At 74.9% G+C, this 19,217-nt stretch carries 21 protein-coding genes; 9 read left to right on the forward strand and 12 right to left on the reverse strand.

The genetic code is table 11. The features are described from left to right. Positions 1 to 87: 87 nt before the first annotated feature. Positions 88 to 924: an IclR family transcriptional regulator gene (locus E4A51_RS10460; protein ID WP_070319134.1), complete on the forward strand. Its 837-nt coding sequence runs from the start codon at positions 88 to 90 to the stop codon at positions 922 to 924. A 97-nt stretch (positions 925 to 1,021) separates the two neighbouring features. On the opposite strand, the gene map is transcribed toward E4A51_RS10460, so the two are convergent. Next, positions 1,022 to 1,801 carry a type I methionyl aminopeptidase gene (map, locus tag E4A51_RS10465; RefSeq protein ID WP_134851694.1) on the reverse strand — a complete coding sequence of 260 codons (780 nt, stop codon included), beginning with the start codon at positions 1,799 to 1,801 and terminating at the stop codon, positions 1,022 to 1,024. Positions 1,802 to 1,918: 117 nt separating this feature from the next. Between map and E4A51_RS10470 the strand changes: the two genes are divergently transcribed. Then, positions 1,919 to 2,209, forward strand: a complete 291-nt coding sequence (locus E4A51_RS10470; protein ID WP_134851695.1) for a helix-turn-helix domain-containing protein — start codon at positions 1,919 to 1,921, stop codon at positions 2,207 to 2,209. A gap of 60 nt (positions 2,210 to 2,269) precedes the next feature. On the opposite strand, the gene E4A51_RS10475 is transcribed toward E4A51_RS10470, so the two are convergent. After that, positions 2,270 to 3,019 (reverse strand): HNH endonuclease family protein, encoded by a 750-nt coding sequence (locus tag E4A51_RS10475; RefSeq protein ID WP_082131566.1) that lies wholly within the window; start codon positions 3,017 to 3,019, stop codon positions 2,270 to 2,272. 184 nt (positions 3,020 to 3,203) lie between these two features. Further along, the gene (locus tag E4A51_RS10480) at positions 3,204 to 3,662 is read right to left on the reverse strand and encodes a hypothetical protein (protein ID WP_070319169.1); all 459 of its coding nucleotides are present in this window, start codon (positions 3,660 to 3,662) and stop codon (positions 3,204 to 3,206) included. Between the two features lie 179 nt (positions 3,663 to 3,841). Between E4A51_RS10480 and E4A51_RS10485 the strand changes: the two genes are divergently transcribed. The 3 genes from E4A51_RS10485 to E4A51_RS10495 all read left to right on the forward strand — a co-directional run bounded on the left by E4A51_RS10485 (position 3,842) and on the right by E4A51_RS10495 (position 7,577). Next, positions 3,842 to 5,392, forward strand: coding sequence for an amino acid permease (locus tag E4A51_RS10485; protein WP_070319136.1), 1,551 nt, complete (start codon positions 3,842 to 3,844; stop codon positions 5,390 to 5,392). A 139-nt stretch (positions 5,393 to 5,531) separates the two neighbouring features. After that, on the forward strand, positions 5,532 to 6,002 hold the full coding sequence (locus E4A51_RS10490) for an NfeD family protein (protein WP_046529770.1): 471 nt from the start codon (positions 5,532 to 5,534) through the stop codon (positions 6,000 to 6,002). Between the two features lie 105 nt (positions 6,003 to 6,107). Next, entirely contained in the window at positions 6,108 to 7,577 is a 1,470-nt protein-coding gene (locus E4A51_RS10495) for a flotillin family protein (RefSeq protein ID WP_134851696.1), read from the forward strand. Positions 7,578 to 7,656: 79 nt separating this feature from the next. On the opposite strand, the gene E4A51_RS10500 is transcribed toward E4A51_RS10495, so the two are convergent. Then, positions 7,657 to 8,091 carry a nitroreductase family deazaflavin-dependent oxidoreductase gene (locus E4A51_RS10500; protein ID WP_134851697.1) on the reverse strand — a complete coding sequence of 145 codons (435 nt, stop codon included), beginning with the start codon at positions 8,089 to 8,091 and terminating at the stop codon, positions 7,657 to 7,659. Between the two features lie 184 nt (positions 8,092 to 8,275). Between E4A51_RS10500 and E4A51_RS10505 the strand changes: the two genes are divergently transcribed. Together E4A51_RS10505 and E4A51_RS10510 are read left to right on the forward strand one after the other, a co-directional pair. Beyond that, entirely contained in the window at positions 8,276 to 8,572 is a 297-nt protein-coding gene (locus E4A51_RS10505; protein WP_070319138.1) for a helix-turn-helix transcriptional regulator, read from the forward strand. Then, on the forward strand, positions 8,569 to 9,810 hold the full coding sequence (locus E4A51_RS10510) for a type II toxin-antitoxin system HipA family toxin (RefSeq protein ID WP_070319139.1): 1,242 nt from the start codon (positions 8,569 to 8,571) through the stop codon (positions 9,808 to 9,810). Before E4A51_RS10505 ends, E4A51_RS10510 begins: the two co-directional genes overlap by 4 nt. Here E4A51_RS10510 and E4A51_RS10515 read toward each other — a convergent pair. The 3 genes from E4A51_RS10515 to E4A51_RS10525 are packed head-to-tail and all read right to left on the reverse strand — an operon-like array spanning position 9,747 to position 12,369. Then, on the reverse strand, positions 9,747 to 10,631 hold the full coding sequence (locus E4A51_RS10515; protein WP_082131750.1) for a metal ABC transporter permease: 885 nt from the start codon (positions 10,629 to 10,631) through the stop codon (positions 9,747 to 9,749). The genes E4A51_RS10510 and E4A51_RS10515 overlap by 64 nt on opposite strands. A 41-nt stretch (positions 10,632 to 10,672) precedes the next feature. Next, entirely contained in the window at positions 10,673 to 11,443 is a 771-nt protein-coding gene (locus tag E4A51_RS10520; protein ID WP_070319141.1) for a metal ABC transporter ATP-binding protein, read from the reverse strand. Continuing rightward, complete coding sequence (locus E4A51_RS10525) at positions 11,440 to 12,369, reverse strand: metal ABC transporter substrate-binding protein (protein ID WP_134851698.1); 930 nt, start codon at positions 12,367 to 12,369, stop codon at positions 11,440 to 11,442. The genes E4A51_RS10520 and E4A51_RS10525 overlap by 4 nt, the downstream gene beginning before the upstream one ends. A 102-nt stretch (positions 12,370 to 12,471) precedes the next feature. Between E4A51_RS10525 and E4A51_RS10530 the strand changes: the two genes are divergently transcribed. Further along, complete coding sequence (locus E4A51_RS10530) at positions 12,472 to 13,746, forward strand: alpha/beta fold hydrolase (protein WP_070319143.1); 1,275 nt, start codon at positions 12,472 to 12,474, stop codon at positions 13,744 to 13,746. A 125-nt stretch (positions 13,747 to 13,871) separates the two neighbouring features. After that, on the forward strand, positions 13,872 to 15,488 hold the full coding sequence (locus E4A51_RS10535) for an OmpA family protein (protein WP_167748898.1): 1,617 nt from the start codon (positions 13,872 to 13,874) through the stop codon (positions 15,486 to 15,488). 16 nt (positions 15,489 to 15,504) lie between these two features. Here the strand turns inward: E4A51_RS10535 and E4A51_RS10540 are convergent, their stop codons facing one another. The 5 genes from E4A51_RS10540 to E4A51_RS10560 form a co-directional block, all read right to left on the reverse strand. After that, positions 15,505 to 16,317 (reverse strand): polyphosphate polymerase domain-containing protein, encoded by an 813-nt coding sequence (locus E4A51_RS10540; RefSeq protein ID WP_240696440.1) that lies wholly within the window; start codon positions 16,315 to 16,317, stop codon positions 15,505 to 15,507. Further along, the gene (locus tag E4A51_RS10545) at positions 16,314 to 16,916 is read right to left on the reverse strand and encodes a DUF4956 domain-containing protein (RefSeq protein WP_134851700.1); all 603 of its coding nucleotides are present in this window, start codon (positions 16,914 to 16,916) and stop codon (positions 16,314 to 16,316) included. Before E4A51_RS10545 ends, E4A51_RS10540 begins: the two co-directional genes overlap by 4 nt. Before the next feature lie 239 nt (positions 16,917 to 17,155). Continuing rightward, positions 17,156 to 17,629 (reverse strand): class Ib ribonucleoside-diphosphate reductase assembly flavoprotein NrdI, encoded by a 474-nt coding sequence (gene nrdI / locus E4A51_RS10550; RefSeq protein ID WP_134851701.1) that lies wholly within the window; start codon positions 17,627 to 17,629, stop codon positions 17,156 to 17,158. A gap of 89 nt (positions 17,630 to 17,718) precedes the next feature. Then, a complete protein-coding gene (locus tag E4A51_RS10555) occupies positions 17,719 to 18,918 on the reverse strand; it encodes a cobalamin-independent methionine synthase II family protein (protein ID WP_134851797.1) in 1,200 nt (399 codons plus the stop codon). A 41-nt stretch (positions 18,919 to 18,959) separates the two neighbouring features. Beyond that, positions 18,960 to 19,217, reverse strand: coding sequence for a helix-turn-helix transcriptional regulator (locus E4A51_RS10560; protein WP_134851702.1), 258 nt, complete (start codon positions 19,215 to 19,217; stop codon positions 18,960 to 18,962).

The following is a 19,217-nucleotide window of genomic DNA, read 5'->3' on the forward strand; positions in this document are numbered from 1 at the left end:
TGGGACATGGGTGCGCGTCGGTGTGCACGGGGCGACATCGGCCCGACGTCCCACCGGACGTGCGTCCAGGTCTGCCAGAGTGATGCGGTGAGCACAACACCGGACGATGAGGCCCGCCCGGCGCGCAACGAGTCGCTCTCGCTGCGACGTGCGCTCGCCCTGCTCGACGTGTGCGCGCAGGACTCCGACCCCGCGGGTCTCACGGCCGCCGAGATCGGCCGCCGGCTCGACGTCCACAAGTCCACGGTCCTGCGCCTCGCGGCGCCGCTGCTCGAGGCCGAGCTGCTGCGACGCGACGCGAGCACCAGCCGGTTCCGCCTCGGGCCGGGCGCGCTGCGCCTGGGCCACGCGTACCTCGCGAGTCTCGACGTCGAGACCGTCGCGGCCGGCCCGCTCGACGACCTCGCGCGCACGAGCGGCTGCACGTCGATCCTGTCCGTGCCGGACGGGCTGCAGGTCCGGGTCGCGGGTCGGCGCCCCGCGCCGGGGGCCGCCGGGCGTGCGGCGGGCCGCGTGCCCGCGAGCGTGCCCATGCACTGCTCCGCGAGCGGCAAGGCGATCCTGTCGTTCGCGGCGCCGTCGCTGGTCGACCGTGCGGTCGCGGCCGGGTTGCAGGCGGCGACGCCGCGGTCGATCACCGACCCGGGCGAGCTGCGCGCCGAGCTGATGCGCACGCGGCGGCGCGGCTTCGCGGTCGACGACCGCGAGCTCGACCCCGACCTGCGGGCGGTCGCTGCGCCCGTGCTCGACCACACGGGGGACGTGGTCGGTGCGCTCTCGGTCGTCGCACCCGCCGCGCGGATGCCGGCGGCGGTCGTGCAGGAGCACGCCCGCGCGGTCGTGCACGCGGCCCGGACCGTCACGCGGCACCTCGGCGGCGTCGCGGGGCCGGGCGTCGACGTGCACGCGCGCCGCGGCGCCTGACGGCGACGTCTCCGGACCCGTCGGCCCCGACCGCGGACCCGCTGCCCGGTCCGCGGACCGGAGCGGCGCACGGGTGCGCCCGCGGCGCCGGGGCGTCTCAGTCCGTCGAGGTCGGCAGCGTGAGGATCTCCACGCCGTCCTCCGTGACGGCGACGGTGTGCTCGGTGTGGGCCGTGAGGCACCCCGTCGCGCTGCGCAGGGTCCAGCCGTCGGCGTCGGTGACGAGCTCGTCGGTGTCGGCCATGACCCACGGCTCGAGCGCGAGCAGCAGCCCGGGTCTCAGCGTGTAGCCGCGCCCGGGCGGGCCGGTGTTGGGGACGTGCGGGTCCTGGTGCATGGTCGAGCCGATGCCGTGCCCGCCGAACTCGGTGTTGACCGGGAACCCGGCGCCGGTGAGGACGGTGCCGATCGCGTGCGACAGGTCGCCGATGCGGGCGCCGGGCCGGACCTCCGCGATCGCCGCCGCGAGCGCGGTGCGGGTCGCCTCGATGAGCACGTCGGCCTGCGGCGACGGCCGCTCGCCGACGACGAAGCTGATCGCGGCGTCGGCCGCGACGCCGTCCTTGAGGACCGCGAGGTCGAGCGTGAGCAGGTCGCCGTCGGCGAGCACGCGGTCGTGCGGGAGGCCGTGCAGCACGGCGTCGTCGACCGACGTGCACACGTAGTGGCCGAACGGCCCGCGGCCGAACGACGGCGCGTAGTCGACGTAGCAGGACTGCGCACCGGACTCGCGGATCAGCTGGGCGGTCCACGCGTCGATCTCGAGCAGGTTGGTCCCGGCCCGGGTGCGGCGCCGCAGCTCGGCGAGGATGTCGCCGACGAGGCGCCCGGTCACGCGTGCGCGTGCCAGCTCGGACGGGGACAGGATCTCGATCATGCGGGGGGTCCTTCGCGGGAGGTGCGGGGTGGGGCGGGGGCTCGGGAGGCCGGCGCGCTCGGACGACGATCTCGGATAACAATACCGGGAAGACAGTACCGGTACTATCATCGCCCCATGGTCCGCCTGCCGCTCACGCCCGCCGAGGTCGAGCGCGGGAAGCGCCTCGGCGCCCTTCTGCGCGACGCCCGCGGGACCCGCACGATCCTCGACACCGCGCTCGACGCGGGCGTGTCCCCCGAGACGCTGCGCAAGATCGAGTCCGGCCGCGTCGCGACGCCGTCGTTCCCCACGATCGCCGCGCTCGCCGCCGTGCTCGGGCTCTCGCTCGACGAGCTGTGGGCGCGGATCGCCGAGCCCGGGGTCGACGCGGCGCCGCGCGGCGCGCGGCAGCGGCTGGCGTCCTGACCCACCCGGCTCCCCGCCTGCCCCGGGCGGCCCGGTGGCGGGAGAGCGGAGCGCGCGCCCTCAGTCCGCGACCACGCACCGCCCCAGCTCGCGGTCGAGGGCGTCGCGCTCGGCGCGCGTGACCCACAGCCCGTAGGCGGCCTTCACGTCCACCTGGCGCAGCGCGTACACGCACCGGTAGCCCGAGTTCGGCGGCAGCCACGTCGCCGCGTCGCCCGCACCCTTGCGCTGGTTGGTCGGGCCGTCGACGGCCTGCAGGTTGGCGGGGTCGTTCGCGAACGCGCGGCGCTGCTCGGCCGTCCAGCCCTGCGCGCCCTTCTGCCACGCGTCCGACAGCGCCACGACGTGGTCGATCTGCACCTGCGACGACCGCTCGCCGCGCTCGAACGCGATCGTCGTGCCCGTGTACGGGTCGTCGAGCGTGCCCGTCAGCACGACGCACCCGCGCGTCGCGGGGTCGGTCGTCACGTCGACCAGGTCCCGCGCGAGGACGTCGTTGCGCGTGTCGCAGCCGTTGCGGTCGACGTCCGCCCACGCCTGCCCGAACTCCTCCCGGGCGTAGCCCGTGCGCGGTGCGCGCCCCTTGACCGCGAGCCCGTCGAGCGCGGCGTGCCCGGCCGCGAGGTCGGCCGCCGTCACCGGGTAGCGGGCCGCCGCGCGCGCGTCGAGCCAGACCGGTCCGCCCAGCCCCGCACCGAGGGCCACGAGCAGCAGCAGCGTCCAGGGCCACGCGCGCCGGCGGCGACGGCCCCCGGACCGGGGCGCGGGACGGGGCGAGGCGGCGCGGACGAGGGCGTCGAGCGAGGTCACGGGCGCACACCCTGCCGGACGGGTCCGACAGCGCGCGCGCCGACGCGCGCGGGCGGCGACGTGGCACGCACCACGACCGCCTGGGGGTGGGTCGCCTCCGCCCGGGGCGGGTCACGCCCGCGTGCCCGCGGACACGGCGGCGCCCGGTCGCCCCGCTCGCGTCGCCCGCGTGCCGGGGGCGCGGTCAGTCCTCGACGTCCTCCGGCAGCGCCTCGTGCCCCGGGCGGCCGTGCGTCCGCTCGCGCTCCTTGAGCTGCGCCTCGTACACGTGCCGCCGCCCCGCCGTGAGCTCGTCACGGACGAGCCGCTCGGCGTCGGCGAACGCGCGGTGGTAGCCGTCGTCGAACTCCTCGACCACCTGGAACGTCCACCGGCCCGGGAGCACGTCGCGGCCCACCACGTCGGCCCGCACGCGGTCCGCGAGCTCGCCGTGCCCGGCCTCCTCGAGCCGGTCCAGCGCCTCCTGCAGCTCCATGTCCGCGCGCCCGACCAGCCGGTGGAACGCGTAGAGCATGCCGCGTGCGTGCTCCACCACCTCGAACGCGGCGGTCACGCCGCCGACGGCCTCGACCGTCGCGTCGTCCACCCCCGGGGGCGGCAGGTGCCGGTCGTCGGGCCCGTCGTCGCGCGTGCGCTCAGCCATGGCACCCACCCTGCGGCCGCCGCGCGCCGACCGCACGCCCGGCGCCCTCCACCGCCCGGGCAGGTGGGCGCGACGACGCCCGACGCCGGACGCGGGTGCCGGGACGTACGTCCGGTGGACCGTGGGGCGCTCGCGCGTCATGCTCACCCGGTGACGCGCACGACACCCGAGGGGGAGCGATGACGGCAGCACAGGACGCGCCGGGGGGCCGGGGTCCCCGCGGCATCCTGCGGCGCAGGTCCGTCGAGGACGCGCTCGCGGCGGTCGACGACCCGTCGCGGCAGCTGCGCCGCACCCTCACGGCGTGGGACCTCGCCGTGCTCGGCGTCGCCGTCGCCGTCGGCGCGGGCATCTTCTCGGTCGGTGCGACGGCCGCCGCGCGGCACGCCGGGCCGTCGGTCATCGTCTCGTTCCTCATCGCGTCCGTCGTCTGCGGGCTCGCGATCATGTGCTACGCCGAGTTCGCGTCGACCATGCCGGTCGCGGGGTCGGCGTACACGTACTCGTACACGACCATGGGCGAGTTCGTCGCGTGGATCATCGGCTGGGACCTGATCCTCGAGATGCTGCTGGCCTCGGCCGTCATCGCGAAGTTCTGGGGCGTGTACCTGTCGGACGCGTTCGGGCTGTTCGGCGTCGACGTGCCGACGGTCGTCAGCCTCGGCGGCGTCGAGGTCGCGTGGGGCCCCATGCTGATCGTCGCCGTGTTCACGGCCCTGCTCGCGGTCGGCACGCGCCTGTCGACGCGCGTGAACAGCGTGTTCACGATCATCAAGGTCGGCATCACGCTGTTCGTCATCATCGCCGGGTTCTTCTACGTCAAGGCCGAGAACTGGACGCCGTTCGTGCCGCCCGCCGAGCCGGCGCCCGCCGGCACGAGCGGGCTGCACCAGCCGCTCACCGGCTTCCTGCTGGGCTTCGAGCCCACGACGTACGGCGTCATGGGCATCCTGTCCGGCGCCGCGCTGGTGTTCTTCGCGTTCATCGGGTTCGACGTCGTCGCCACCACCGCGGAGGAGACCAAGGACCCGCAGCGGGCCGTGCCCAAGGGGATCCTCGGCGGGCTCGCGCTCGTCACCGTGCTGTACGTGCTGGTGACGGTCGTCGTCACCGGGATGGTGAGCTACCGCGACCTCGCGGCGTCCGACTCGCCGTCCCTCACCACCGCGTTCGTGCTGGTCGGGGCCGACTGGGCGGGCAAGGTGATCTCGGTCGGCATCCTCGTGGGCCTGACGAGCGTGCTCATGGTGCTGCTGCTGGGGCTCACGCGCGTCGTGTTCGCGATGAGCCGCGACGGCCTGCTGCCGCGGGCCGTGTCCCGCACGTCGCCGCGGTTCGGCACGCCGATGTGGCTGCAGATCGGCGCCGGGGTCGTCGTCGCGCTCATCGCCGGGCTGTCGGAGGTCGAGCTGCTCGAGGAGATGATCAACATCGGCACGCTGTCCGCATTCGTGCTGGTCAGCTTCGGCGTCCCGCTGCTGCGGCGCTCGCGGCCCGACCTGCCGCGCGGCTTCCGCGTGCCGTGGTCGCCCGTGCTGCCGGTGCTCGCGGGCGTCGCGTGCCTGTGGCTCATGCTCAACCTCACGACGCTCACGTGGCTGCGGTTCCTCGTGTGGGTCGCGGTCGGGGCGGTCGTCTACGCGACGTTCTCGTACCGGAACTCGATGCTCGGACGCGGCCGGCCCGTCGCGCTGACGGAGTCCGAGCTCGAGGGCGGTGCGCACGGCTGAGCCGTCGGCGTGCCCCTGACCTGCGGGTGACCGCACCGCGGGTTCACCCGGACGCGCGTCCGGTTGGGCCCGGGGGCCCGGTCGGCGCGGTGGCACCTGCGGCATACTGGCGCGCAAGCCACCGAAGGGACCCCCTCACGTGACCGTCTTCCTCGTCGTCGGGGGCCTCGGCCTCGTCGTCCTGCTCGCGTCGCTCGTCTTCGGCGACGTGTTCGAGTCGATCGGCGTCGGCGAGGGCGGGTTCTCCGGCATCGCCGCCGGCGTGGGCTCGGTGGTCTTCGGCGCGAGCGGCGTCATCGTGCTCAACTCCCACCTCGCGACCGTGTGGGCGTACGTCATCGGCGTGGGCTTCGCGATCGTCGCGGGCGCGGTCGCGCAGCTCCTCATCAAGCGGCTCTCCGACACCGAGGACGCACCCCCGCCGCCGCTCGACGGCGCGTACGGCATGACGACCGCGACGACCGGCCCCGGTGGCGGCGAGGTCCGCCTCGAGGGCGTGCGCGACCTCGAGGCGCGCCTGGCGTGGTCGCACGAGGACATCCCCGCGGGCACGCGCGTCGTGGTCGTCGGCGTCTCCGGCTCGCGCGTGCAGGTCGTCCGCGCGAGCTGACGCGCCGACCCCGCCCCACCCCCGCTCCACCCCGCCGCCGCGTGCGGCGGCCGCACCACCCGAGCAGGACCGAGAGGAAGGAGCCCGGCCCGGCCGGGACCCACCATGTTCGACTTCACGCAGGGCAGCGGCTCGACCGTGCTGGCCGTCGGCGCCCTCATCGTCGCGTTCGTCGCGGTGATCGCCCTCATCACCAAGCGCATCCGCCGGGTGCCCCCGAACGAGGCCCTCATCATCGTCGGGCGCGGCGCCGGCCGGAACGCGTCGGCCGACGCGGGCCAGCGCGTGGTCGTCGGCGGGCGCGTCTTCGTGTGGCCCGTGCTGCAGCAGGGCTTCCCGATCTCGCTCGAGCAGCGGCAGATCGGCATCACCGTCGAGGGCGTCGACAAGAACCGCATCAAGCTCGCCATCAAGGCGTCCATCAACTTCAAGGTCCGGGGCGGCGAGGAGGGCGTGCGGCGCGCCGCGCAGCGCTTCCTGTCGCAGCAGGCCACGCTCACCGACGTCATCAAGGAGTCCCTCGAGGGCTCGCTGCGCTCGATCATCGGCGACATGACGATCGAGCAGATCATCAGCGACCGGAAGTCGCTGCAGGACGCGGTGGTCAACTCGACCAAGACCGACCTGGCCGAGCAGGGTCTGCAGGTCGACCTGCTCAACATCTCCGACATCTCGACGCCCGGCTCCGACTACCTCGCGAACCTCGGCCGTGCCGAGGCCGCACGCGCCCGCCAGGTCGCCGAGGTCAAGGAGGCCGAGGCGCAGCAGGTCTCCGAGTTCGCGAAGATCCAGGCCATGGAGTCGATCGCCGAGCGGCAGCGCGACCTCGCGCTCAAGCAGGCCGGCATCAAGGCCGAGACCGACAAGGCGAACGCCGAGGCCAACGCGGCGGGACAGCTCGCGCGCGCCGAGCAGGACCGCCTGGTCGCGACGCAGGAGCGCGAGGCCCTCGCCGAGAAGGCGAAGGTCACCGAGGAGCAGCTCGACATCGACGTCCGCAAGCCCGCCGAGGCGTCCGCGTACGCCGCGGTGCAGCAGGCCAACGCCGAGCGTGACGCCGCCAACGCGGCCGCCGAGGCCGAGGCGTTCCGCCGCATGAAGGTCGCCGAGGCCAACAAGATCGCGACCGTGCAGGACGCCGAGGCCGCGGCCGAGGCGACGATCCGCGCCGGCAACGCCGAGCGCGACCGTCAGCTCGCGGAGGCCAAGGCGCTCGAGGCGCTGGGTCTGGCCCGTGCCGCGGCCGCCAAGGCCGAGGGTCTCGCGCAGGCCGAGGCCACGCGCGCGCAGGCCGAGGCGCTGCGCGAGCAGGGCGAGGCGGTCCTCGCGCAGCAGGTCATCGCGCTGCTGCCCGAGATCGTCCGCGCCGCGGCCGAGCCCATCAGCGGCATCGACCAGCTCACGGTCGTCTCGACCGACGGCGCGTCGGCCGTGACGAAGACGGTCGGGCAGGTGCTGGGCGAGGGCCAGGAGGTCATCAAGTCCCTCACGGGCCTCGACCTCAGCACGCTCGTCGCGAGCATCGCCGGCAAGGCGGTCGCCGGGTCGTCGACGGGTGCGAACCACACCGCCTGACGGCCGCCGCACGGCACGAGGCCCCGGCCCGGAGCGATCCGGTGACCGGGGCCTCGTCGTGCGCGGGCTCGCCCGAGGCTCAGGCGGGCGTGAGCACGACGACCGGGATCTGCCGGTCGGTGCGCGTCGTGTAGGTGTCGTAGTCCGGCCACACGGCGGTCGCGCGCGCCCACCAGGTGTCGCGCTCGGCGCCCGTGACCTCGCGGGCCACGTAGTCGCGGCGCACGGGGCCGTCCTGCAGCTCGACCAGCGGGTGCGCGAGCAGGTTGCGGTACCAGACGGGATGCGTGGGCGCGCCGCCCATCGACGCGACGACCGCATACTCGCCGTCGTGCTCGACGCGCATGAGCGGCGTCTTGCGGATCTTGCCGCTCGTCGCCCCGAGGGTCCACAGCACGACGACGGGCCGGTCGTTCAGCGTCGTGCCGCGCGTGCCGCCCGAGCTCTCGATCAGCTCGACCTGCTCGCGGGCGAACTGCGACGTGCTGGGGGCGTACTCACCGCTCAGAGGCATGCCCGGCACAACCTCCTCCCCGCGTCGTGCATTCCCCTCCGCCCGCCACCGGGTGCACGCGGGTGGCAGCCGGACGTCCCGGGGCCGGCGTGAGGGCACTGTCGCGTGACTTCGCGCTACAGTGATCGGTATACCAAGCAGCAGAGGCTCTAAGGAGTGCTCTGTCGAGCATCAGGAGTGACGCATGAAGGTGCAGTCATCCCGGACGCGTCGAGACCTGCGCACGCTCGGGAGCCACCTCGCCGCAGCGCGCAAGGTGCACGGCCTGACGCAGCAGGAGCTCGCCGAGCGCGCCGGTGTGACCCGCGCGACCGTCGGCAACCTCGAGCGTGGAGAGGGGGGCACGCGGATCGAGGCGCTGCTCGCCGTGGCACGTGTGCTGGGCTCGAACGAGCAGCTGGTGGCGGCGCTCGACCCGCTGAGCACGGAGTTCGGTCGACTGAACGCCGCACGGACCGGGCTGCGGAGGGTACGCGCGTGACCCGCGACGTCCGGGTGCACGTCGCCCTGCCGGGCGAGGAGGTGCCTGCCGGGGAGCTGGCGTTCGAGACGAACGCCGGAGGTGCGCTGATCTCGACGACCTTCCGGTACACGGAGGCGTGGCTGCGGCACCCGGCGTGCTACGCCCTGTGTCCCGAGCTGCCGCTGGTGACCGGGTCGCGCCGCAGCACCGGACCGCGTCTTCTCCCAGGTGCGATCTCGGACACCGGTCCCGACCGGTGGGGCCGCACCCTGCTGTTCGACGCTGCGCGACGTGCGGCGAGGGCGGGCGGCGCCGCGATGCCGTCGTTCACCGACGCCGACTACGTCGTCCTCGCCGACGACCGCACGCGGCTCGGCAACCTGCGGTACGTCGACCCGGCCACCGGGGCCCACCTCGCACCGCCGGAGGACGACCTGCCGACTCTGGTGGACCTTCCGGACCTCGTCGCGGCCGCCCGTGCGGCCACGGCGCACGAGCCGGTGGACGACGCCGCGCTCCGGCTGCTCGTCGCCGGTGGGACGACCCTGGGCGGTGCGCGTCCCAAGACGAGCGTCCGGACGCCCCAGGGTGGGCTGGCGCTCGCGAAGCTGCCGGCGGCCGACGACCGGTGGGACGTCCAGGCATGGGAGGCCGTGGTGCTGCAGCTGGCACGTGACGCCGGCATCACCGTTCCCGGGTTCGCGCTGCACCGCGTGGGGCCCGAGGCGTCCGTCCTCGTCCTCGACCGCTTCGACCGAGCGGCCACCGGGCGCGTCGGCTATCTGTCGGCCCACTCGCTGCTCGAGCAGAGACCCGACGAGGTGGTCTCCTACGTCGACCTCGTCGAGGCGATGGGCGACGTCGCCCAGGACGCGCCGGCGCAACGGGCCGAGCTCGCGCGCCGGGTCGCGTTCGTGCTCGCCGTCAACGACGTGGACGACCACATGAGGAACCACGGCCTGCTGCGGGGGACGCGGGGATGGCGGCTGGCGCCGATGTTCGACGTCAACCCGTGGCCCCGGGAGTGGCCGGAGCAGTCCACGCCTGTCGCGGCGGGTGGCTCACGGACCCGGCGGGACGTCACCGAGCTGGTGGACAGCGCGGGAGCGTTCGGACTGACGTCCGACGTCGTGCGGGGCATCGTGCACGAGGTCGACGAGGTGGTGCGCGCGTGGCCCCGCGTCGCCACGAGCTACGGGATCGAGGACCCGGAGGGCGGTGTCGTCGCCACGGCGTTCCGCGTGACGGCGCCCTGACCGTGGCGCGGGTGCGTCGCGCGACGGCGCAGCACCCGGGTCGTCACGACGCCGCGGCGGGGACCGAACAGGTGGACCAGCGCGAACACGACGCCCTGCGCGAGGACGATCGTCGGGCCCGACGCGGTGTCGGCGTAGTAGCTCGCGTACAGCCCGACGACGCCGCACGCGGCCGCCATGACGGGTGCGATCACGAGCATGCGCGCGAACCGGTCGGTCAGCAGGTACGCGGTCGCACCGGGGATGACGAGCAGCGCGACGACGAGCACGACGCCGACGGCCTGCAGCGCGACCACGGCGGTGAGCGCGAGCAGCCCCAGGAGCAGGGCGCCGGTGCGCCGCGGGTGCAGGCCGATCGCGTGCGCGTGGGTCGGGTCGAACGCGTAGAGCGTGAGGTCGCGCCGCTTGAGCAGCAGCAGCGTGAGCACGACCGCGCCGAGCGCGGCGACCTGCACGAGGTCGGCGCGCGAGACGCCGAGCAGGTTGCCGAACACGATGTGGTTGAGGTCGGTCTGGCTGGGGGTCACCGAGACCAGCACGAGGCCGAGCGCGAACAGCGACGTGAAGACGATGCCGATCGCGGCGTCCTCCTTGACGCGGCTGGTGTCGCGCACGAACCCGATGAGCACGACCGCGACGACGCCGAACACCACCGCCCCGGCGGCGAACGGGGCGCCGACGACGTACGCGAGCACGACGCCCGGCAGCACCGAGTGCGACACCGCGTCGCCCATGAGCGACCACCCGACGAGCACGAGCCAGCACGACAGCACCGCGCACACCACGGACGCGACGAGCACGGTGACCAGCGCGCGGACCATGAAGTCGTACGTCAGCGGCTGCGTGAGCAGGTCGATCACGGTCACCGCGCACCTCCGAGCGGGTCGAGCCCGAACGCGCGGGCGAGGTTCTCGGGGCGCAGCACGTCCTGCGGGGTCCCGTGCACGAGGACGTGCCGGTGCAGCAGCACGGCCTCGTCGGCGAGCGCGGGCAGCGCCGCGAGGTCGTGGGTCGAGACCAGGACGGCGGCGCCGTCGGCGGCGAGCTCGCGCAGCAGGCGCGTGATCATGGCCTCGGACGCCTTGTCGACGCCCGCGAACGGCTCGTCGAGCAGCAGCACGGTCGCACCCTGGGCGATGCCGCGCGCGACGAACGCGCGCTTGCGCTGCCCGCCCGACAGCCGACCGATCTGCCGGTCGGCGAGGTCGGCGAGGCCCACGCGCGCGAGCGCGTCGTCGACGGCTGCGTGGTCCGCGCGGCGGGGGCGCCGCGTGAACCCGAGGTGCCCGTACCGGCCGGTCATGACGACGTCGCGCACCGCGAGCGGGAACGACCAGTCGACGTCCTCGCTCTGCGGCACGTACCCGACGGCGCCGCGGCGGCGGGCGTCGGCGGGGTCGCCGCCGTCGACGCGTACCGTCCCCGCGTCGGGCCGGACCACGCCCATGACGGACTTGAAGAGCGTCGACTTGCCCGACCCGTTGACGCCGACGAGGCCGCACACCCGCCCGTGCGCGAGCGCGAGGTGGACGCCGTCGAGCGCTGTGACGTCGCCGTAGCGCACGTGCAGGCCGCGGACGTCCAGGGCGGGCGTCGTCGCGTCGGCGCGTGCGGCCGCGGCGGGGCCGGTCACGACGCACGCCCCGTCAGGCCGTCGACGATCGTGCGCACGTCGTGCCGCAGCAGGTCGAGGTAGGTCGGCACGGGGCCGTCGGGCTCGGACAGCGAGTCGACGTAGAGCGTGCCGCCGAACGTCGCGTCGCTCGCGTCGACGACCTGCCGCATCGCGGTGTCCGAGACCGTGGACTCGCAGAACACGGCGGGCACGTCGCGCTCGCGGACCACGTCGATGACGGCGGCGACCTGGCGGGGCGTGGACTGCCGCTCGGCGTTGACGGCCCACAGGTAGTGCTCGTCGAGGCCGGCGTCGTGCGCGAGGTAGGTGAACGCGCCCTCGCAGGTCACGAGCACGCGCTGCCGCTCGGGAAGGGTCGCGACGGCGGCGACGAGCTCGTCGTGCACGCGCTGCAGCTCGGCGGAGTACGCGGCGGCGTTCGCGCGGTAGTCGGCGGCGTGCGCGGGGTCGAGGTCGGCGAACGCGTCGGCGATGTTCGCGACGTACACCTGCGTGCGCAGCGGGCTCATCCACGCGTGCGGGTTGGGGCGTCCCGCGTAGGCGTCCTCGGTGACGTCGAGGACGTCGACGCCGTCGGAGACGACGACGTGCGGCACGTCGACGCCGTCGAGGAACTGCGCGAACCACGCCTCGAGGCCCAGCCCGTTGTCGAGCACGAGGTCGGCGTCGCGCGCGCGGGCGACGTCGCCGGGGGTGGGGTCGTAGCCGTGGATCTCGGCGCCGACGCGCGTGATCGACTCGACGCGCAGGTGGTCGCCGGCGACGTTCCGTGCGATGTCGGCGAGCACCGTGAACGTCGTGAGGACGACGGGTCGGTCGTCGTCCGGGTCGTCGGCGGGGGTGGTGCCGGCAGCGCCCGGCGAGCACGCCGCGAGCAGCGCGACGGCGAGCGCGAGGGCGGCGAGGGCGCGGGGGTGGGACATGTCGGCGAGGCTAGTTTCGGGTGACCGAACTTGCAATCGGCGGAGCCCGAAACGATCGCCGGCGCGCCTAGGGTGGGACGCGTGAGCACGCACGAGTACGCCATGACCGGGTTCCGGGTGCGCGAGCACCGCGTCGAGGTCCCCGTCGACCACGCAGACCCGCACCGGTTCGGCGCGCTCGAGGTGTTCGCGCGCGAGGTCGTCGACCCCGCGCGGGACGCCGAGGACCTGCCGCTGCTGCTGTTCCTGCAGGGCGGCCCCGGCGGCATGGCCCCGCGCCCCACGCCCGGCGGCTGGCTCGCGGCCGCGCTGCGCACGCACCGCGTCGTGCTGCTCGACCAGCGCGGCACGGGCCGGTCGACCCGTGTCGACGCCGCCGACGTCGCGGCGTTCGACGACCCGCGCACCGCCGCCGACTACCTCGCGTGCTTCCGCGCCGACGCGATCGTCGAGGACGCCGAGCACCTGCGCCGCACGGTCTTCGGCGGTCGTCGCTGGACGACCCTCGGCCAGTCGTACGGCGGCTTCTGCACCCTCACGTACCTGTCGCGGCACCCCGGCGCGCTCGACGCGTGCTGGGTGACCGGTGGCCTGCCGCCCGTCGGCGCGACCGCGGCGGACGTCTACGCCGCGACCTACCCGCGTCAGCTCGCGCGCAACGCCGCGCTGCACCGCGCGTTCCCGGGCGACGTCGAGCTGCTGGGACGGCTCGCGGACCGGGTCGCGGCGGGCGACGTGCACCTGCCGACGGGCGACGTGCTCACGGTCGAGCGGCTGCAGACCCTCGGCATGCCGCTCGGCATGAGCACGGGCGTCGACGACCTGCACTGGCTGCTCGACACCGCGCTCGACCGCCGCGGCGAGCCCGCGCCCGGGTTCCTCGCGCAGGTCGCCGCCCGCACGGGCTTCGACACCAACCCGCTGTACCTCGTGCTGCAGGAGGTCATCTACCACTGCGGCGAGCGTGAGCCCGGGTGGGCCGCGGCCGCCGAGCACGCGCGCCACGCGGCGTTCGCCGCCGGTGCGCGGCCGCTGCAGCTCACGGGCGAGGCCGCCTTCCCGTGGATGTTCGAGCAGGTCGCGGCGCTGCGGCCGTTCCGCGCGGCGGCCGAGGAGCTCGCGGCCCGCACGTCGTGGCCCGACCTCTACGACACCGACCGGCTCGCGGCCAACGAGGTCCCCGTCGCGGCCGTCCAGTACTACGACGACCCGTACGTCGACCTCGACCTGGCCCTCGCGACCGCGTCCGGGCTCGGGAGCAGCCAGGTGTGGGTCACCAACGAGCACCTGCACGACGGCCTGCGCGTCGCGGGCGACGTGATCCTGCCGCGGCTGGCCGATCTCACGGCCGGCCGGTGGTCCGTCACGGCACGCTGAGGCCCGCGCCGCGTCCGGCCGGGTGACGCCGACGCGGCGCGATCGGGTGAGCGGACGTCTCAAGCGCGGGTCGCATCGGACAAGTCCGGCATCATGGGTGGCTCCCCACCCCTCGGAGGTCCCACGTGCGTGCTCGTCGCGCGCGGGCGGCCGGTGCGCTCACCGCCGCCCTCGTCGTCCTGCTCACCGCCTGCACCGCTGGCGGCGGGGATCCGTCGCCCGCGTCGTCGGGGACGGTCGACCCCGGGCCCGGGCCGGAGGACGTCGTCGCGTCGCCCGTCGTACCGGAGGGCGGCACCGAGGTGCGCGTCGACGTGCACCCCGTGGTGCGGGACGGCGACCTGGCGGTGCTCACGCTCGATCTCACGCCGCTCGAGGACCTCGGGGAGGACGGGTCCGTCACCCTCCACGGCTTCGGCGGCCCGATGGCGACGAACCTCAGGCTGTCCGACCCGGCCAACGTCCGCCTCGTGGACCTCGAGCGGGACGTCGTGCACCACGCCGCGGTGGACGCCGACACGGAGCCGGTCGTCGCACCGAAGGGGTGGGAGCGGCTGCGCGGGCCCGGGGGCACACGGCTGCAGATCCCGTACGCGGCCCCCGACGCCGACGTGACCGAGATGTCGTTGTTCCTGCCCGGTGCGCCCCTGGTCGCGTCGGTGCCGGTCATCGACGGCGACGTGCCGTCGAGCGTGCGCCCGGACGCCCCGCGCCCGACGGCGACGAGCACGGCCACCCCCTCGCCCGAGCCCGAGCGCATCGCGGTCGACCGGATCGTCGCGGCACCGGTGTTCCCGCTGGACTCGGCCTCGGCCGAGCTCGAGGGTGCGGTCAAGACCGTGGAGTCGACCGAGCGCGTCGACGTGCAGCTGGGCGCCGACGTCCTGTTCGAGTTCGACCAGGCGACGCTGACCCCCGCGGCCGGTGAGGCGATCGCGCTGGTCGCGGCGCGCATCGCCGAGCGTGAGCCGGGGACCGTGAGCGTCGTCGGGCACACCGACGACCAGGGCGACGACGCGTACAACCTGGACCTCTCGCGGCGGCGCGCGCAGGCCGTCGCCGACGCGCTGGGTCCGCTCGTGGGCCCCGGCTACCGCATGCAGGTCGACGGGCGCGGCGAGGCCGAGCCGTTCGTCGCGAACGACTCGGACGAGAACCGCGCGCTCAACCGTCGCGTCGCCGTGAGCCTGACGTCGACCGTCACGACCCGCACCGACGTGACCGCGACGGGCGAGCTGCCGCCGTTCGGCGACAAGGGGCTCGTCGGGCAGGGGGAGGAGCCGCTCCTCGTCGACAGCTCGAGCCGCCGGCACGAGGTGCAGGCGTCCGCGCGCACCGTGCACGGGCACGTGGTCGTCGACCTGACCGTGCGCGGCGTCGACGACTACGCGGGCACCGGCATGGTGCTCCCCTCGCTGCGGGGGTGGTCGTCCCACCGCGGGCAGGGCACCGACACCCCGCTGGACGTCGCGGGTCGCGCCGTCATCCTCGACGGCGCGACCAAGCTCTACCCGATGGACTACCGGATCGGCACCACCGAGCGCGCGCCCGACGGCGAGTGGCTGACGCTGACCGACCTGCGCGGCGCGACCCGGATCGACGGCGGGCAGAGCCGCGTCTACTCGTTCGTCTACCCGCGCATGGCGACCGACGCCGTGACGTTCCAGGTCGGCTCGGGCAGCGTGTTCGACACCGACTTCCGCATCGTGGACGTGCCGGTGCGGCACGAGGCACGCGACTGACCCGGCGGGACGCCGGTCAGCCCGGGGCGGGAGCAGGCGTGACGTGCCGGTCGAGCACGCGTCGCCACGGCGTCGACGGCAGCCGCGGGTCCAGCGCGGCGAGGCCCGTGCCGTACTTCGAGATCCGCACGGGCCGGTGGCCCGCGTGCCACAGCAGGCGGTCGGCGGCGCACGGCGTCGCGCCGGTCTTGGTCTCGACCACCACCAGGCCGTCGAGCGCGAGTGCGTCGCCGCCGCCGGCGGCCGACCACGCGAGCCCGGTGTCGAGGGTCAGGCGCGCGTCGGGGCGCCCCGGCCCGCCCGGCAGCAGCAGCGTGGAGCGGCGGTACCGGCTGACGAGCGTGGGCGCGAACCGCGGGTCGGCGGGTCCCGGGACGTCGGCCTCGCCGAGGACGTCGTCGGCGAACTCGCGCGCGTCGGCCGTGAGGCGGTCACGCGCGTCGACGTCGTACGGCAGCCGGGTCTTCACGGTCGCGCCGCGCGGACCGCGGGTCTTGACCTCGACGAAGCACGCGGCCGTGTCGAGGTAGGTGCGCGTGCGGACCTTGAACCGCCGGCGTCGACGCCGCGCCGTGCCGAGGTAGCTCGTGAGGTCCGGGGTGTCGAAGTACACCGACTCGTAGGCGAGCTGCTGCCGCCCGTCGATCCGCAGCACGCGCGTGCCGTCGTCGAGCCCGGCCAGCAGGGCGGTGACCACGCGGGTCGGGAGCACGTACTTGCGGTCGACGCGGGTCTGCAGGGCCGCGCGCGCCGTGAGCTCGTCGAGCCCGACGGTCGCGAACCGGTCGAGGGCCGCGCTCGTCGTGCCCACCGGGTGCGCGGCGCTCACCGGGCCGCCGAGCCCGTCGTCACGGGCTGCTCGGCGGCCGGGGCGGGGACGTGCTCGCCCGTGAGCGAGTACCGCACGTCGACCCACGTCGTGTCGTTGACGAGGTCGAGCCGCTGCACGTGCGCGGCGTGCACCCGCGCGCCGAGCATGCCCTCGAGGTGCGCCACCAGCGCCGGCTCCGACGTGAACGCGCGGTCCACCACGACGGTCTGCGAGCGGTACCGCCGCAGCAGCCGCGGCGAGTCGCCGATCGCGACGACCACGAGGATCAGCGCCATCAGCCCGACCGCGACGGGCACGGGCGTCGTGCCCAGCCCGCCGATGAGCCCGAGCGCGAGCGCCGAGAAGTAGTACGCGACCTCGCTCTGCGCGAGCTCGGTCGACCGCAGCCGGATGATCGACAGCACGCCGAACAGCCCCAGGCCGAGGCCGGCGCCGACCGTGCTCGACCCGAGCGCCGCGGCCACCGCCAGCACGCCCACGTTGACGCCGAGGTACGCGACGACCAGGTCGCGCCGCCGGTGCCGCGGGACGTAGAGCACGAACGTGAGGACCGCGACGGCGACGAGGTCGGCGACGAGCAGGGCGAGGTCGGGCACGGGAGGCCTCCGGGGAGAGGGGCGGGACGGGAGGGCACCATCGAGCCCGACCGCGCTGTGGCCGCCCTGTGCGGGTGCTGGGGCGCCGCACAGCGTTCGTGCAGGTGCCGGCGCGACGCGCTCAGCCCAGCAGCGGGTGGACCGCGTAGACCAGGCCGACGACGACCCCGAGCACGACGGCCGCGGCCAGCCACGTCAGCAGCCGGACGCGCCACCGCGTGCGCCGCTCGTCGTCCACGTCACCCAGCCTGCCGTCCCGCGGCGGGGACGGCACCTGCTCGACCGGCCCGCGGCGCGTGCCGGGCGTCGAGCGCGGCGTCGAGGTCGGTGAGGATCCGCTCGCACTCCTCGACGTCCCACGGGGTGCCGGCCAGCTCGAACTCGAACAGCACGGGCCGCCCGGACCGCTGCGCGATCTCGCGCGCGGCCTTCTGGTAGTACGTGCCGAAGTTCCGGTTGCCGGAGCCCATGACCCCGACGAGCAGCCGCCGGTTGCGCTCGGAGCGCAGGAACCGGCGCACGGCCTCGGGGATCGTGTCGTTGGACTCGTTGCCCGTCTTGTACGACGGCGTCAGCAGCACCCAGGGGCCGTCGACCTCGCTGCGCCGGTGCTCCCGCTCGGCGAGGTTGTGCACCGGCCGGTCGAGCCGCTCGGCGAACGCGCGGACCAGCCCGCTCGTGGACGAGTAGTAGTAGACGGGCGTGCGGCGCATGCCCCCAGCCCACCGCGCGGCACCCCGGACCGACCCCGGACGTTGGTCCCGGGCAGGCTGGTGCCGGGTCGCGCGGCCGACCCGTCGCGTCAGCCCAGCCGGGCCGACGCGATCCGCGCGCCCTCGACGAGGGACTCGAGCTTGGCCCACGCGATCTGCTCGTGGACGCGCCCGCCGAGCCCGCAGTCCGTGGACGCGACGACGTTCTCGGGGCCGACGCGCGCGGCGAACCGCTCGATGCGCTCGGCGACCAGCTCGGGGTGCTCGACGACGTTCGTCGCGTGCGACACGACACCGGGCAGGATGACGGCGCCCGCCGGCAGCGCGACGTCGTCCCACACGCGGTACTCGTGCTCGTGCCGCACGTTCGCGGCCTCGAACGAGAACTGCCCGGCGTGCACGTCGAGCATGGTCGACACGATGTCGCGCAGCGGCAGGTCGGTGGTGTGCGGGCCGTGCCACGAGCCCCAGCACAGGTGGAACCGGATGCGGTCCTTCGGCAGGTCGCGCAGCGCGTGGTTGAGCGCCTCGACGCGCAGCGCCGTGAACGCGAGGTAGTCGTCGAGCGCGGGCTCGGGCTCGATCTGGTCCCAGTTCTCGGCGATCGACGGGTCGTCGACCTGCAGGGTCAGACCCGCGTCGAGGATCGCGACGTACTCCTCGCGCAGCGCGTCGGCCCACGCGAACAGGTAGTCGCGGTCGGTCGCGTAGTAGGCGTTCGTGAGGCGCGCCGCGGAGCCGGGCGCGATCGCGGTGACGAACCCGTCGGCGGCGCCGGCCGCGGTCAGCCCCGCCCGCAGGTTCGCGACGTCCGACGCGACGGCGTCGTGGCCCGTGTACGTCAGCGGGCCGGTGCAGCGCGGGAACGTCGTGGGCGCCTCGCCCGCCATGACGCCCGACGTCGGGTCGTCGTAGGCCGCGGCGAACCGCTGGTGGTCGCGGCGGTGCACGAACCCGGTGGTCCGCAGGTCGCCCGGCGTCGACAGGTGCCGCTCGACCGCCCACGCCATCGTCTCGTCGAGCTCGAGGCCGCCCGTGCGCGCGAACGAGTAGGACCACCACGCGCCGAAGTCGACGCTGCTGCTCATCGCCTTGCCGTACTCGCCGTCGCCCGGCACGGTGATGCCCAGCTCGACCTGGCGGCGCACGAGCGCGACGACCTGCTCGCGCAGGAACTCGTCCCAGTCGGGGCGGGGCCGGCCGGCGGCGCGCTCGGCGTTGGCCGCGACGAGCTCGGGCGTGCGGGGCAGGGAACCGGCGTGCGTGGTCGCGATGGTCACGCGGGCGATGCTACGTCGCGTGCCGGTGGACGCCTCGGGACGTCCCGGCCTCACGACCCGATGCGGGGGAACGGCTCGAGCGAGAACGCGACCTCGACGGGGACGTCGAAGAACGCGGCGATGCGCAGCGCGAGGTGCAGCGACGGGCTGTACTCGCCGCGCTCGAGGTACCCGACCGTCTGGTAGTGCACGCCGAGGGCCTCGGCGAGCTCGCGGCGGCTGACGCCGCGCTCGGCGCGCAGCACGGCGATGCGGTTGTGGACCGTCTCGGCCGCGGTGGTGCGGCCCGGCGTGGGTTCGCTCGCCAC

The organism is Cellulomonas sp. HD19AZ1, assembly GCF_004535805.1.
Classification (GTDB): Bacteria; Actinomycetota; Actinomycetes; order Actinomycetales; family Cellulomonadaceae; genus Cellulomonas; species Cellulomonas iranensis.